Here is a 14,536-nt window from a genome sequence, read left to right on the forward strand (position 1 = left end):
TAAGTTATCAGCTTGCAGGCCGATATAGAGTTACTGAATGGAAAACGACCATGGACCACAGCCCTGCACCAGCAACCTTGGAATATTCGACAGCCCCCTCACCAGACAGCCCTCTAAGCGGCACTGAGGGTTTGCCTGTGCGCGAAAAAATTACGCGCCAGAACTTTGCTTGGCCCCACCCGCCCGGGGCAGAACTAAAACTGCCGCGCGAGCAGGACGACGCCGAGCCTTGTTTGCTGATCATGACCAATGGCGCCAAATTAAGCTGCCGCTTGGTCTTTTTCTTGCCCGAAGAACAAGTCGTGAATGTGCAAATCCCGCCCTCGCGGACGACGCTCACCATTCGTTTTGATACTTTCCGTGCATTGCGGCTATCCAATCCCGTGCAACTAGAAACCATGTTGCCCGATCTCAACCGCTCACAACCAACTGTGCTGCCGTTTAATTTGGTTTACCAAGATGGCAAAGACTGGCAAGGCCACACAATTGGCGAAATCAGTCACGAATTTGGCCATTTTTTGTTTGTACCTGACAGCAGTAAAGCCGGATTCATCAAACGGGTGTTTGTGCCTAAAGTCAACCTGAAAGAGATTCATATTGGGCAAAAACTGGGTGAAGTACTCGTCCAGGAAAACATCGTGACACCGCAACAAATCGATGAAGCGCTGGACCAACAGCGGAATTTGCGCGAGAAAAAACTCGGGGAACTGTTGGTTGAGAAAAATATTGTGAGTGCAGAGAGCCTGATTGACGCGATCAAGCGCCAAGAAAGCAAACCTGTGATGAAGTTGGGTGAAGCCCTGCTCGAAACCGGTGCCATTACCAAGACACAACTCGATTCCGCGCTGAAAGATCAGCAAAGTGGGCGTAAAAAACCCTTGGGTGAATTACTGATTGATGCCGGGGTCGTCACGGAAGAGCAGTTGCAAATTGCGCTGGCGAAAAAGCTCGGTTTTCCGCTGATTAAGCTCGATGTATTCCCGGTTGAAGATGAAGCGCTGCTGAAAGTGCCGGCCACAACCGCGACTCGCCTGAAGATTCTGCCTATTCTGAAACGGCAACAAATGTTGGTTGTGGCGATGGAAGACCCCTGGCGTTACAGTGCGCTGGATGAGTTGAAATTTGCAACGCAACTTAAAATCGTCCCGGTGATGGCTCCCCCGCGGAGTGTCGAGGCAGCGATTTATCGCCAGTATGTTGAGCGCAGTGGTCCCTGGCAAGTTCCCCCTGAAACGATTAGCGCGGGAAATTTGCTACCCGACATGGAGTTTGGTGGCAATATCAAAGACCTTGCCAAAGAGCTGGATGGTGACGAAGAAGGCGACAACACTGGCAATCGTCAAGTGCAGGAAAGTGACAATGCGCTGGTTCGCTTGGTGAACTCCATGATTCTTGATGCTTACCAACGCGGTGCTTCTGACATCCACGTAGAGTGCTATCCCGGCAAAGAAAAAGTACGGATCCGCTTTCGTCAAGATGGCTCGCTGGTTTCCTATCTAGAGCTACCCGCGAGCCACCGTGCGGCGCTTATCGCTCGATTGAAAATCATGGCTGATTTGGATATTTCAGAGAAGCGTAAACCGCAAGATGGCAAAATCAATTTTGCTAAATTTGGCCCAGCCAGAATTGAATTACGGCTGGCGAGCATTCCGACCGCCAATGGCTTGGAAGATATGGTGTTGCGGATTTTGGCCTCGGCCAAACCGGTGCCGCTCGATCATTTGGGTTTGGCAAAACATAATGTTACGGGCATGCATGCCATTATGGAACGGCCCTATGGCTTATTCCTGATTTGTGGCCCCACTGGCTCAGGTAAAACAACCACCCTGCACTCGGCCATTTCATATATCAATGTTCCCGAGCGAAAAATATGGACTGCGGAAGATCCCGTCGAGATTACCCAACCCGGCTTACGCCAAGTACAAGTCCAACCCAAAATCGGCTGGACCTTTGCGACGGCCTTACGCGCTTTTTTACGTGCCGATCCTGACGTCATTATGGTGGGCGAAATGCGCGATGAAGAAACCGCCCATATTGGGGTAGAAGCCTCGCTCACGGGACACTTGGTGCTGTCCACACTACACACCAACAGCGCTCCCGAATCAGTCACCCGCCTGTTGGATATGGGACTAGACCCATTTAATTTTGGTGATTCACTGCTGGGCATCTTGGCGCAACGCCTCGTAAAAAAAATGTGTAAAGAATGCAAGGTTGCTGAACCAGCGAGTCAGGAGTGGATTGAGCAGCTCTTGGATGATTACTGTCATCAATTCGCCGAAGACAGCCCCATAACCCGCGCTGATATTCATCAGCGTTGGGTAGATGAATATGCCGAAAAAGGCCAATTCATGCGCTATACGTGCAAAGGTTGCGAGGAGTGTAATCACACTGGCCTAAAAGGTCGCCTAGGGATTCATGAACTCTTGCAAAATAGCCGTGCGGTGAAGCGATTGATTCAAAAAGGCGCGCGTGCTGAAGAGATTCAAGCGCAAGCGCTATTAGATGGAATGCGCACATTGAAACAAGATGGGATTGAAAAAGTGTTACAGGGCCTAACAACACTGGAAGAAGTTCGAGCTGCAACCGCAGGTTAAGAAAATCCGGATCATGTCGTTGATACCAGGGCTGTTAACCTGATGGACTAAATCTGTATTTTCGTCACTTCAGCAATCATTGAGTATGACCCCCGCTTTACAAGGAGTTGCTAGCATGTCAGCACCGTATGAAATTCAGCGTATCTTGACCCAATCTGAAGAATTGGCGCCGGTCTCGCCTGCCGCCATTCAACTCCTACAGATGCTGAATGATCCCGATGCGGATCTGCGGCAAATTGCCGACAAAGTGAGATTGGATCCGGTCGTCTCGCTACGCGTGCTGCGTGCAGCCAACTCGGCGCACTTTTCACGTGGCCGACAGGTCAGTGCCATCAGCGAAGCGCTCATGATTTTAGGCTTAACACAAGCGCGGCCACTCATCTCTGCTGCCATCATGCTCAGCAATACCCGTGCCCCCAAACTACCCGGCTTTGATGCTAACCAATTTTGGCATCACAGTATTTGGGCAGCGGCCAACGCTGAATATCTCAGCACCGCTGTCCGTGAAGCCCCCTGGATTGGCTTTACCTGCGGGCTGCTGCATGATCTCGGACGCTTATTATTTGCCAATGCCTGGCCCCAGGAATATGCACGAGTGCTCACCAATGTCACCAGTGATGATGCCGCTTTGTGTGTCGCAGAAAAAGAGGTGTTTGGCTTTGACCATACCGAATTGGGTGCCGCGTTGCTAGAGCAGTGGCATTTACCCGCCGATGTTTGCCAGGCCATCCGCCTGCATCACCAACCGGCAAACACCACCGGCTTGCCCTTGGTTGGGCTCTTGCAATTTGCCGATGAAATGGCCAACCATATTGATGGCCAGCACCTGCAAATGGTGCCTGCTGAGATGATGCAAGCCCATCAAATTCCTTTAAGTGAAGAACAGTTGCAAGCAGCCTTACCGGCGATGGAGAAGCACCACGAACGGTATATGGTTTTGTTTTAAGCGGACTGCACGCACACTATTGCTGCTACACAGCACGGTCTCTATTAGCGCTCATTGCAGGGCCTTCTCAACCACCTCCCGCACATCTTTTGACAGGGCTGGCTGCTGTTGTAATTGTTGCAGCGCCCGCTGCATCGCATGTGCCAGCGGTGCCACATAACGCTGCCATTGCTCTAAAGTCCGCGCCAAGCGCGCCGCCACTTGAGGATTGAAGGCATCAATCGCGCTTACCTGAGCAACCCAAAAATCATAACTGGGCGTCTCACCCGTTACGCTTTGCCAGTGAAACCCAGCCGGGTTATTGGCAAAATAGCGGAGCAGCAGAGCATAAATTTTATTTGGGTTACGCGGCGAATAGGCTGAATGCTGTAGCAGGTGTTCGACGGCTTGCAAAATAGCCACAGGGGAACGGGTAGCGCTAGGGGCTGCCATCGCTTGCAAGCTAAACCACTTATCCATGACCAAGGGTTCATGCTGCCATTGCGCCGCAAAGTCAGTGAGTATCTCACTGGCAGTGCTTTCCTGAGTCAACACACTGAGCGCTGCCAAACGATCCGTCATGTTGGTTGCAGCCCAATACTGTTGCTCGGCAAGAACGCGCGCGGGGCTGGAGACTAGCTCGCTTTCAGCTAACACCCAATATTGCAAGCACAGATTGCGCCATGCGCGGTAACCCGCTTGCTCAGCATTCGGGGCATAGGCAACCACGGGGGGCAAATGAGGTGAGGTCTGTTGAATCAAGGTTTCCCAGTGGGCCGCCACTGCGCCAGCAATGGCGGCTCTCAAGGTTTCACGCGCCCAATGCAAGCGGGCGGGATCTATCACCACCAATGTTTCTGTCAACACATTAAAGCTGGGCAACGTAAGGCTGATTTCCCGAAAGGCGGGCGCCAGCGTTTGATCTTGCGCGAGCTGAGCGACAACCGCGAGCAGCGCCGCATTCACCTCAACCCCTGCGGCATGACGCGATAGAGCAGCCTCGTCCTGTTCTTGCGCCCAAGTGTAGAGCCGCAAGATTTCTTGCTGAAACAGCTGTTGCCCGGCTTCCCAACGATTAAAAGGATCGGTGTCATGCGCCAACAAGGTGATCAGCGCTTGTTGGGAATATGGGTATTGCAGCGAAATGGGCGCAGAAAAATCACGCCCCAGTGAGGGAATCACGGCGAGGTGTTTGGCAGGAACCCCCTTAAATTCAAAGGATTGCTTGGCTTGTGTAAACTGCAACAAGTGTTCATGCTGTATCACCTCAGCAGCCGCGGCTTGGAAACAAGCCGTTTCTAAAGGCTGCCCCTCCGTACTAAAAAAAGCGACTTTGAGGGGAATCAAATAAGGCTGTTTATCGGTACTGCCTGCCATCTGTTGGCGCTCAATGCCGACCGGTGGACAGCGCTGTGTCAGGTCTAATCGGATGGTGCCCGTCGCAGCGTCAAAATGCTGCTCAACCGTCACGCGAGGCGTGCCCGCCTGACTGTACCAATGCTTAAACTGGGTAAAATCAACCTGACTCTCTGGATTGGCATCGGCTAGCGCTTGCACGAAATCATCACAAGTCACCGCCTGACCGTCATGCCGCGCAAAATACGTATCCATGCCGCGACGAAACCCCACAGGACCCAGCAGTGTCTGCAGCATTCGAATCACTTCGGCCCCTTTCTCGTACACGGTTGCGGTGTAGAAATTGGAAATTTCCTGGTAACTGTCAGGGCGAATCGGGTGAGCCATGGGCCCCGCATCTTCCACAAACTGGGTTGAGCGTAACGCCCGCACATCCTCAATCCTTCTGACTGCGCGCGCCAATGGCTGAGCACCGAAATCGCTTGCCATGTCCATGGAAAATTCCTGATCACGGAAAACAGTGAGCCCTTCTTTAAGGCTCAGCTGAAACCAATCGCGACAGGTAACGCGGTTACCGCTCCAGTTATGAAAATACTCGTGGCCCACGACCGACTCGATGTTGGCAAAATCGACATCAGTGGCAATCGCTGGGTTGGCCAACACATACTTGGTGTTAAAAATATTGAGCCCTTTATTTTCCATGGCCCCCATATTGAAATCACTGACTGCCACGATCATGAATCGATCCAGATCTAGCTCTCGGCCAAAGCGTTGCTCGTCCCAGTGAATCGCCCGTATCAGGGATTGCATGGCATGCTCAGTTTTGTCCAGATCGCGCGCCTCAACCCAGATTTGCAGTTGCTTTTCTGCGCCAGATTGCGTACGAATCGTGCTTTCAACGCAAGAGAGTTGGCCTGCCACAAGCGCGAACAGATAGCTCGGTTTAGGAAAAGGATCTTGCCATTCAGCCGCATGGCGTCCATTCGGCAAGAGCGCGGTTGCTACCAAGTTGCCATTAGCAAGCAAAACAGGATAATCTGCCTGATTGGCCTCTAAGCGCACCTGATAGCGGGCCATGATGTCAGGCCGATCAAGAAACCAAGTAATCCGACGGAAACCTTCCGCTTCACACTGGGTAAAAAAATTGTGATTGGAAACATATAATCCCATCAATGACGTATTTTGGGCTGGGGCCAATGTCACCGTCGTTTGTACTGTGAAATGGGCAGCCGGAACGGGCAAGGTCAGACTGGTTTCTGTGAGCGTGTAATCCGTTGCCGCCAGTTCTACGTTATTGATAGCAACGCGCTCTAAGGTCAAGGCCTCACCCTGCAATACCAGCGGGGGCAAAGCGCCTGTCTGTGCGGCTGCAGGGTGACGATAAACGGTCAGCGTGGCGCTTACCCGGGTGCAGACAGGGTCGAGCTCAAACCGCAGGGAGACTGACTCAATCAGATAGTCTGAAACCTGATAGGCTTGGCGCCAGTAGGTTGGAGAGCGATCTGCTTGCGCTGGCACGGCAGCTTGGGCAGCCATATCTGGCGCGCCTGAAGATGATGAATGTTGATTGGATGACATAATGTTTTTTTCCTTTTCGCGCAAAGATGCCATGGATCAATTTGCTTGCTATTGTGCCTCAGTTGTTCTTGGCTTCTGGAAAACAAGCTCACTCTCACGTTTTGTCCCAACGCTTAAACGCGCTAGCCTATTGGCATGTGTACTACTCCTCTCTGGCTGTGCTACCCAGTTTCGCGCTCAAGTCAGCAGCCAACATACCTGGCCTCCCGCCAATTTACCCGCCACCTTGCAACTCCCCTATCGCTTTGCCAGTGATAGCCAACAATCTAATGAAGAGCGGCTTGGCCTGGAGCAACAAATTGATAAATTTCTGAGTATGCAGTTTTGGCAACTGACAGACGGGCAAGCGGCATCCCCCGCCGTCTTAGAGCTGGCCCCCAGTTACCATAAAACCATGCAAGAAAAGCGCGTCTGGGAGCCCTATTACATCCCCATGAGTGTGCCGATTCGGACCAATAATGGCGCCACTATTTGGACCACACAAATGATCTATGGGGGACAGCGCGAGCGGCTGATTCGCACTTATGAGATGCGCTTGAAAATCGACTTATTTAGCTTGACAGCGGGGCAGCGCAGCGCCCAGCCGGTGTGGGCAGGTGAAGCCTCAACGGTGAGTGGAGTTGATAATGCAAACGCGGTTTTACCCCTGCTGCTGGAAGCCTTATTCAAAGACTTTCCTGGGCCAAATGGACAAAACCGACAAGTGACTATCGAGCTGAGTCGTTAAGTGCTGGCTAGTCCACTGACCGACGATGAAGGGCTTGCAAGCGAGGTAAGCAACCAGCCAGAATGGTAAACAGCAAAAACCACAGCCAAGTCCACTGCGGAATCGTTAAGCCGACAAAGGTCCAATCAATTTTGGAACATTCCACCGTGCCATTCAGTAAATTTTGAGCAAATCGTAATAGCGGCAACTCGGCAAACATATCCCCCAAACTACCAAAGCACGATGGAATAGCCAATTCAGGGTGTTTCTGAATCCAAATATGCCGGCTGGCTAAGCCCAGCCCGACCAGACTAACCAAAGCCAACCAAATACTAACCAGCCCCAAGCGACGCTGACCGTTCGCCCAGTAGGCGGTTACCGCAAAACTGATTGCCAGCACATACAACACACCGCGCTGCACAACACACAGCGGGCAAGGCTGCAAACCCCAGCCGTATTGCAATGCATAACCCGTGGCGAGTAGCGCCACACAGATGAAGCTAGCCAGCGCGGCGAGGCGACGCGCAGTGAATACGGCAGCAATACAGCAAAATAAGGATGTATTTGTCACAGGACAGGTCTTTCTGAATGATTCAATACAATCGCCCAGAGTGTAGCCTAAGGAGCGTCAGGGTGCGGGGTCGGCTGTAAGAGAGTTTGTAACCATTCATAGCCTTGTGGCCATGCTCCCAAGCCACTTTCGCTATTGATATGGCCTGCGCCAATCATGACCTGGCACGGAACCGCCCACGCCTGCGCGAAGGTTTGCGCCCGTGGCAACTGGCAATAAGGATCATTATCGCTGGCAATCACCTGCGCCGGGAAAGGCAAAGGGTCCCGCGGGATCGGACTAAATCCGGTAATTTGTGGGGGTAAATCAGGGCGCTCAACATCAGGCGGCGCCACCAGCAGGGCCGCCCGCACGCTTGCTAAGGCAGCTTTGGGTAAATGCGCCAAGGTCATGCACCCGAGACTGTGGGCGACGATAACGGGCTGATTTCCCTGCGCCACCACTTTCTGGATCGCTTGCTCAAGGGTGGCAACCCAGGCATGGCGCTCGGCATGCAACCAATCGGATTGGTTCACCCGTTGCATACGATATTGTGTTTCCCAATGGGATTGCCAGTGCGTTGGCCCGGAATTTTGCCAACCCGGCACAATCAGGTAAGTGATTGTCATGACACTCTCTCATCTCTGTGCAAAGCCCTGACCATTATGCCACTGTTGGGTCTGCCATCCCGGACCTTACGTTATCGTGCTGACCTCAATTCACCGCAACGTCAACAGGCGCGCCCAGTGTCGGCGCAGGTAATGGTGCCCCGAGATGATGACCCTGTGCCAGCCCAATCCCTGCCTGACGAATCAGCGCAAGATAAGCGGGCTGCTCCACCTTGGTGGCAATCACTTGAATCTGTAACTGCTGTAATGTCGCGACGACCTCGGGTAAATCAGCCAATGTCGCCACATGGAGGCTATCCAATTTGATGATGTCAGGGTGAATCAAATGAGCCAGGGCTAGGGCATCAGGCAATTGACGAATGTTGAGCGCAATTTTAAATCCATAATGACGATAGCTGGTAACAACCTTCGCCAATAGCGGGAAGTCATTGGCGTGAATCACGGGTAATTCGAGCACGATGGAAGCAGGATCAATCTGCAATGAATCGAGCACCCAGCGAAAGGCCTGTCCATGATTCTCATTCACCGCCAACAACAGCCGGCTATGCACATTCAGAAAAAGGGGCGGAACTTCAGCGGTCAGAAAATAGTTCAGGGTATGAACAGTTCGGCAGAGTCGGTCTAAGCGGACCAAATCTGCATCTTCCGCTTGCAATGCAAATAAATTCCAAGGCGATAGCCCGCCTAGTTCGTGATGATGACTGCGGATAAAGGCTTCATAGCCGACCACATGATGACCAGCAAGCGCATAAATCGGCTGGAAGGTGCTGACTAGGCGGCACCCATAGAATTGCCCAAGCACTTGCTGATGATCGCTATCAAACCCCAATTCATGCGGTTTGCCCATGGCCGTTGCTGGATAAGGCTGGCGTGCCAATTTATCCCGAAACTGTGTCACCGCTACTGTCATCGACGACTCCCTAGATTAATCTGGCCCTCATAGTTTTGCCAATGAGACTTCTGTCGCTTTTACCAGCGCCACGACTTCAGAGCCTACACCCAGAGCGAGATCCTGCACGGAACGGGTGGTAATGACAGACGACACAATTCCCGCCGGGGTTTCTACTTCTACCTCTGAGACCACTGGGCCACTATGAATCGCCTTCACACGACCTTTAAATTGATTACGAACATTAATTGCGGTAATTGCCATGTTGCACTCCTAAGTAAAAGTAAGTTTAAAAAATTACACTGCCCATGCCACGCTGGCAAAGCTGGCATAGAGCGATTGGTCACCGAGTTCATTCTCTGGTGCTGGATTGGGTTGCTGCAGGACCCGTCGTAAGACGGTTTCTTCCAGGGCGGCAAACGCCGCACTGCCTCGTGCGCGTGGCCGTGGCAAATCGATGGTGAGGTCGAGTGTGATCCGCCCTTCTTCAATCAGAATCACGCGGTCAGCCAAGGCAATCGCCTCTTGCACGTCATGGGTGACTAATAAAGCCGTAAAACCATGCTGCTGCCAAATATTCTCAATCAGTTGTTGCATTTCAATGCGGGTGAGGGCATCTAAGGCACCCAACGGCTCATCGAGCAATAACAAATGCGGTTGATGGACCAAGGCACGCGCCAAGGCCACGCGTTGGCGCTGCCCGCCCGATAATTGCGCTGGCCAGTCCTGTTCCCGTTCGGCGAGGCCGACTTGGCTCAACACCTGCCGCACCAGTGACCAAGCACTGCGCGGCAATCCTAGAGCAACATTTTCAAAAACACTGCGCCAGGGTAGTAGGCGCGAGTCTTGAAACATGATGCGCGTCGCCTCGCGAGTCTGACTTGTGGGGGAACGGTCATCAAACAGTAATTCGCCTTGCGAGGGTTGATCCAGCCCTGCGACTAAACGCAATAAGGTACTTTTGCCACAACCGCTACGCCCGACAATCGCCACAAATTCACCGGCTTGGATGCTGAGATCGATATCGTGTAACACTTGGCGCGACCCAAACGCCTTGCCTAGCCAATTGGCGTTTAAGCGCAACCCTGTCGGTTCTGGCTGCACCGCCACTGCATCGGCCAATTTAAATTGTTCTAGCGCACTGATTTGCATTGCTTGTTCTCCCATAACTCGCTCACCACATTACGTAGCCGTCGCTGGTTGATAACCAGGATGCCAGCGCAACCAATAGCGCTCTAAGCGTTTCGCCAAGACATCGGCTAACTTACCCAACAGGGCATATAGCAGGATGCCCACCAGGACGACATCAGTTTGTAGAAACTCGCGGGCATTCATGGTCATGTAACCAATCCCCGCTTGCGCGGAAATGGTTTCCGCCACAATTAATAACACCCATATCAATCCCAGCGAAAACCGTACCCCAACCAAAATAGATGGCAAGGCCCCCGGCAGAATCACCTCGCGGTATAAATCCCAACCACGCAAGCCATAGCTGCGGCCCATTTCAATCAAGCCTTTATCGACACTGCGAATGCCGTGGAAGGTATTGATATAGACGGGGAAAAACACCCCAATCGAGACCAAAAATAATTTCGCGGTTTCATCAATGCCAAACCATAAAATCACCAGCGGAATCAAGGCGAGTGGCGGGATATTGCGAATCATCTGCAAGGTCGTGTCTAACAAGGTTTCGGCCCAGCGTAGTGATCCGGTTAACAAGCCTAAAATCAATCCCGTTCCACCCCCTATCGCAAAGCCGGTTAAGGCGCGTCCAGCACTGATTTTGACGTGTGTCCATAATTCACCACTGGCGGCGAGTTTATAGGCCGCTTTCAGCACATCCCAGGGGGCGGGCAAAATCCGGGTAGACAACCAGCCAAATTGGGCGCTGATTTGCCATACCAATAGCAACAGCAAGGGCACTAACCACGGCACTAAGTTTTGCCGCGCTTGGCCTAGCGTGCGAGATTTAGCAGTTGCTAGGGTCATCAGACGTTCCTTTCATTCTAGGCATCATGCGCCAACTCTCTCAACTTAGCCCTGCGCTGCTTGCAGAGGGGGAGCGCTCGGTACAATATTGTTGGCAATCACTTCACCAAAGGGGCCATTCAAGATGCGCCCCGGTAAGCTGGACTTGAGGCGATCCGGTAAGAGCGGGAACACCAGTTCGGCAAAACGATAGGCTTCTTCTAAGTGCGGATACCCAGAGAGCACAAACGTATCCAAACCGAGGTCGGCATATTCTTGCAAGCGGGCCGCGACGGTTTGCGGATCGCCCACCAAAGCCGTCCCTGCACCACCCCGTACCAAGCCCACACCTGCCCATAAGTTCGGGCTGATTTCTAAATCTTCACGGCGTCGCTTTGTGCCGCCAGCATGCAGTTCGGCCATGCGTCGTTGCCCCACCGAATCCATGTTGGCAAAGGCTGCTTGGGCACGCGCTACAGTGGCATCGTCCACTTTACTGATCAGGCGCTCGGCATCGGCCCACGCTTCCGCATCAGTCTCCCGTACGATCACATGCAAGCGAATCCCAAACTTCACGGTGCGACCATATTTAGCGGCACGTGCGCGCACATCCGCGACTTTCTTGGCCACTTCAGCCGGTGGCTCGCCCCAGGTTAAGTAGGTCTCCACATGCTGCGCCGCAAGCTCATGCGCCGCTTCAGAAGAACCACCGAAGTACACGGGGGGGTGCGGATTTTGAATCGGAGGGAAGAGTAACTTTGCCCCTTCCACTGCAATGTGCTCCCCTTGAAAATCGTAGGATTCGCCATCATGGCTGCGCGCCAATACTTCACGCCAGACCTTAATAAACTCTTCCGAAGCTACATAGCGTTGGGCATGATCTAAAAAGAAACCATCGCCTTTGAGTTCAGCCGTATCCCCACCTGTCACCAAGTTAATCAGCAAGCGGCCGCCGGAGAGCCGATCAAAAGTGGCGGCCATCCGTGCCGCTAAACTCGGTTGCATCAGACCAGGACGAACCGCCACCAAAAAGCGCAGTTTCTGGGTCACGGCAATCAGACTCGATGCAATCACCCATGGGTCTTCACAGGAACGACCGGTTGGAATAAGTACGCCGTCATAGTTCAAGCTATCCGCAGCAACGGCGACTTGTTTGATGTAATCCAAATTAACCTGCCGCGCGCCAGCACTGGTGCCGAGATAGCGGCTATCGCCATGCGTGGGTATGAACCAAAATACTTGCATGTTCGTCTCCTTTATTTTTTAGGTTGCCACACCACATCGGCGACACGAATCGACTTAGGAATCAAACCCAACTTAAAAAAGGCATCGGCTACGCGCTGTTGCTGGGCAATGATGGTGGAACTCAGCAAATCCACCTTTGAAGGGGGGCGGCGACCCAAGAAGCGGAAACTCGTCGCTAAATCTAAGCCCGTAAATTCTGCAATAATTTTTGCAGCTTCTTTACGGTTGGTTTGCGCATAATGATCGGCCTCGGTTAGGGCTTGTAACAGATCACGTATGGTGTGGGGGCTGTTTTCGACGAAGCCCCGTGCAGCCAAGTAAAACGAGTTGTTTTCTGCCAAACCACTGCCCGTCGTTAATACGCGGGGCTTAATGGCTACCTCGGCGGCTGCATAAAAAGGATCCCAAATCGCCCAGGCATCGACACTGCCACGTTCAAATGCGGCGCGCGCCTCTGCCGGGGTGAGATAGGCGGGCTGAATATCACTCCAGGCCACCTGGCCTTTTTCTAAGGCTCGTAGCACCAGATAATGCGCACTGGAACCTTTCTGAAAGGCAATCCGTTTCCCTTTTAAATCGGCCAAATTATTGATGGACGATGTTGCCGGCACCAAGATTGCCGAACTTTCTGGCTTGGGCGGTTCGGCTCCGACATATAGCAAATCTTTCCCGGCGGCTTGTGCAAATACAGGAGGACTATCGCCTGTCAAACCAAAATCAACGCTACCCACGGCCAGTGCTTCGAGTAATTGCGGCCCAGCAGGAAATTCGATCCAGCTCACCTTGCTATTTTTGAAACGCTGCTCGAGCACACCGCGCTGCTTCAATAAGACCAAATTCACTGCACTCTTCTGAAAACCAATGCGGATCTGTGCCGGCGCGACCGCTACGGCGGGTAGAGACTGTGCTCGACCTTTGCTAGCGAGCACCAATGCTGTACCGCCGATAGCGCCAAGCACTACAGCACGACGAGTTTGTTTAAACGTAGTCATTCTTGACCCCATGTTATGCATGATAAAAATGGCCTAGCGCAGTCAGCGACGGCGCTATTCACCTATCCCCTTATTTCAATAAAGGTGCTGCCTCACGGACATTGATCTTTTTGGGAATCAGCTGTAAATCACTAAACACATCGGCAATTTTTTGCTGTTCCGCCAACACCGCTGCATTCAAAGGACGCACATCGTGGCTGTAGCGACGCAAGCTTAGTTCAATCACGGCGGGATCTAACCCTTGCAAAGGCGACAGCGCTTGTGCCGCACCTTTATAGTCTTTGGTGATGGTTTGACCTTGCTTGGAAAGCACATCAAACAAAAGTGTGATGACATCCTGGCGACGCTCGGCATACTGTTTAGCGGCCAGGAAGAAAGCATGGTTATTCACCACCCCTTTACCGTCAGCCAGTACTTTGGCTTCAATTTGTTTTTCTGCTGCCGCGAGGAAGGGATCCCAAATCACCCAGGCATCGACACTGCCACGTTCAAACGCGGCGCGCGCATCAGCAGGTGGGAGAAAAACGGGCTGAACATCGCTGTATTTCAAACCGGCTTTTTCAAGTAACTTCACCAAGAGGTAATGCACATTCGAGCCTTTGTTTAAGGCAATTTTTTTACCTTTCAATTCCGCTACGGATTTAATGGGCGAGTCTTTTGGCACCACAATCGCCTCAGCGGCTGGCGCAGGGGCTTCATAACCGATGTAAATAAAATTAGCGCCTGCAGCTTGGGCAAAAATCGGGGGCGCCTCACCTACATAACCAAAATCAATCGAGCCAACATTTAAGCCTTCCAGCAATTGCGGGCCAGCGGGAAACTCGATCCATTTCACTTCCACCCCCAGCGGTGCTAAGCGCTTTTCTAGGGCACCCTGTGATTTCAACAAAGTTAACAAGCTGGCGGATTTTTGAAAACCAATGCGTAGTGGCTCTGCCGGCTTTTGGGCAAACGCAGAGGAACTTAGCCCCAAACCGAGTGCAGCAGTGGCAATAATATTTTTTAAAAATTGGCGACGGAATTGAGTGTTTAACATAGATTTCTTTCTAAATATTCAGACAAAAGTTAACCCTGCCAAGTAGGCATCAATAAAGGAAATTAAAT

At 52.4% G+C, this 14,536-nt stretch carries 13 protein-coding genes; 3 read left to right on the top strand and 10 right to left on the bottom strand.

All coding sequences use genetic code 11. The annotated features are described in order from the left end of the window. Positions 1 to 50 precede the first annotated feature (50 nt). Both DU000_RS04740 and DU000_RS04745 read left to right on the top strand, forming a co-directional pair. Complete coding sequence (locus tag DU000_RS04740; protein WP_240001803.1) at positions 51 to 2,594, top strand: GspE/PulE family protein; 2,544 nt, start codon at positions 51 to 53, stop codon at positions 2,592 to 2,594. A 115-nt stretch (positions 2,595 to 2,709) separates the two neighbouring features. Beyond that, positions 2,710 to 3,540: an HDOD domain-containing protein gene (locus DU000_RS04745; RefSeq protein ID WP_158529634.1), complete on the top strand. Its 831-nt coding sequence runs from the start codon at positions 2,710 to 2,712 to the stop codon at positions 3,538 to 3,540. Between the two features lie 51 nt (positions 3,541 to 3,591). On the opposite strand, the gene pepN is transcribed toward DU000_RS04745, so the two are convergent. After that, a complete protein-coding gene (gene pepN / locus DU000_RS04750) occupies positions 3,592 to 6,411 on the bottom strand; it encodes an aminopeptidase N (protein WP_114402760.1) in 2,820 nt (939 codons plus the stop codon). A gap of 43 nt (positions 6,412 to 6,454) precedes the next feature. Between pepN and DU000_RS04755 the strand changes: the two genes are divergently transcribed. Beyond that, the gene (locus DU000_RS04755) at positions 6,455 to 7,180 is read left to right on the top strand and encodes a DUF4136 domain-containing protein (RefSeq protein ID WP_114402232.1); all 726 of its coding nucleotides are present in this window, start codon (positions 6,455 to 6,457) and stop codon (positions 7,178 to 7,180) included. Between the two features lie 7 nt (positions 7,181 to 7,187). On the opposite strand, the gene DU000_RS04760 is transcribed toward DU000_RS04755, so the two are convergent. From DU000_RS04760 to DU000_RS04800, 9 genes are all read right to left on the bottom strand, one after another. Next, entirely contained in the window at positions 7,188 to 7,730 is a 543-nt protein-coding gene (locus DU000_RS04760) for a disulfide bond formation protein B (RefSeq protein ID WP_158529635.1), read from the bottom strand. A gap of 47 nt (positions 7,731 to 7,777) precedes the next feature. Then, positions 7,778 to 8,338, bottom strand: a complete 561-nt coding sequence (locus tag DU000_RS04765; protein ID WP_114402234.1) for an RBBP9/YdeN family alpha/beta hydrolase — start codon at positions 8,336 to 8,338, stop codon at positions 7,778 to 7,780. Positions 8,339 to 8,423: 85 nt separating this feature from the next. Further along, positions 8,424 to 9,248, bottom strand: a complete 825-nt coding sequence (locus DU000_RS04770; protein ID WP_114402235.1) for an EAL domain-containing protein — start codon at positions 9,246 to 9,248, stop codon at positions 8,424 to 8,426. A gap of 27 nt (positions 9,249 to 9,275) precedes the next feature. Beyond that, entirely contained in the window at positions 9,276 to 9,491 is a 216-nt protein-coding gene (locus tag DU000_RS04775) for a TOBE domain-containing protein (RefSeq protein ID WP_114402236.1), read from the bottom strand. A 33-nt stretch (positions 9,492 to 9,524) separates the two neighbouring features. After that, a complete protein-coding gene (locus DU000_RS04780) occupies positions 9,525 to 10,394 on the bottom strand; it encodes an ATP-binding cassette domain-containing protein (RefSeq protein WP_240001805.1) in 870 nt (289 codons plus the stop codon). A 15-nt stretch (positions 10,395 to 10,409) separates the two neighbouring features. Next, positions 10,410 to 11,216 carry an aliphatic sulfonate ABC transporter permease SsuC gene (gene ssuC, locus DU000_RS04785; protein ID WP_114402238.1) on the bottom strand — a complete coding sequence of 269 codons (807 nt, stop codon included), beginning with the start codon at positions 11,214 to 11,216 and terminating at the stop codon, positions 10,410 to 10,412. A gap of 45 nt (positions 11,217 to 11,261) precedes the next feature. Continuing rightward, positions 11,262 to 12,440: an FMNH2-dependent alkanesulfonate monooxygenase gene (gene ssuD, locus DU000_RS04790; RefSeq protein ID WP_114402239.1), complete on the bottom strand. Its 1,179-nt coding sequence runs from the start codon at positions 12,438 to 12,440 to the stop codon at positions 11,262 to 11,264. Between the two features lie 11 nt (positions 12,441 to 12,451). Continuing rightward, on the bottom strand, positions 12,452 to 13,432 hold the full coding sequence (locus tag DU000_RS04795; RefSeq protein WP_240001806.1) for a sulfonate ABC transporter substrate-binding protein: 981 nt from the start codon (positions 13,430 to 13,432) through the stop codon (positions 12,452 to 12,454). A 70-nt stretch (positions 13,433 to 13,502) separates the two neighbouring features. After that, complete coding sequence (locus DU000_RS04800; protein WP_114402241.1) at positions 13,503 to 14,468, bottom strand: sulfonate ABC transporter substrate-binding protein; 966 nt, start codon at positions 14,466 to 14,468, stop codon at positions 13,503 to 13,505. Positions 14,469 to 14,536 lie beyond the last annotated feature (68 nt).

The organism is Parvibium lacunae (genome assembly GCF_003335215.1).
In the GTDB taxonomy this organism is placed as follows: Bacteria; Pseudomonadota; Gammaproteobacteria; order Burkholderiales; family Burkholderiaceae_D; genus Parvibium; species Parvibium lacunae.

Coding starts and splice junctions, on each gene's coding strand:
- ssuC (WP_114402238.1), bottom strand. CDS start 11,216: ATGACCCTAGCAACTGCTAAATCTCGCACGCTAGGCCAAGCGCGGCAA.
- DU000_RS04755 (WP_114402232.1), top strand. CDS start 6,455: ATGTTTTTTTCCTTTTCGCGCAAAGATGCCATGGATCAATTTGCTTGC.
- DU000_RS04765 (WP_114402234.1), bottom strand. CDS start 8,338: ATGACAATCACTTACCTGATTGTGCCGGGTTGGCAAAATTCCGGGCCA.
- DU000_RS04770 (WP_114402235.1), bottom strand. CDS start 9,248: ATGACAGTAGCGGTGACACAGTTTCGGGATAAATTGGCACGCCAGCCT.
- DU000_RS04775 (WP_114402236.1), bottom strand. CDS start 9,491: ATGGCAATTACCGCAATTAATGTTCGTAATCAATTTAAAGGTCGTGTG.
- DU000_RS04745 (WP_158529634.1), top strand. CDS start 2,710: ATGTCAGCACCGTATGAAATTCAGCGTATCTTGACCCAATCTGAAGAA.
- DU000_RS04780 (WP_240001805.1), bottom strand. CDS start 10,394: ATGGGAGAACAAGCAATGCAAATCAGTGCGCTAGAACAATTTAAATTG.
- ssuD (WP_114402239.1), bottom strand. CDS start 12,440: ATGCAAGTATTTTGGTTCATACCCACGCATGGCGATAGCCGCTATCTC.
- DU000_RS04800 (WP_114402241.1), bottom strand. CDS start 14,468: ATGTTAAACACTCAATTCCGTCGCCAATTTTTAAAAAATATTATTGCC.
- DU000_RS04795 (WP_240001806.1), bottom strand. CDS start 13,432: ATGACTACGTTTAAACAAACTCGTCGTGCTGTAGTGCTTGGCGCTATC.
- DU000_RS04740 (WP_240001803.1), top strand. CDS start 51: ATGGACCACAGCCCTGCACCAGCAACCTTGGAATATTCGACAGCCCCC.
- pepN (WP_114402760.1), bottom strand. CDS start 6,411: ATGGCTGCCCAAGCTGCCGTGCCAGCGCAAGCAGATCGCTCTCCAACC.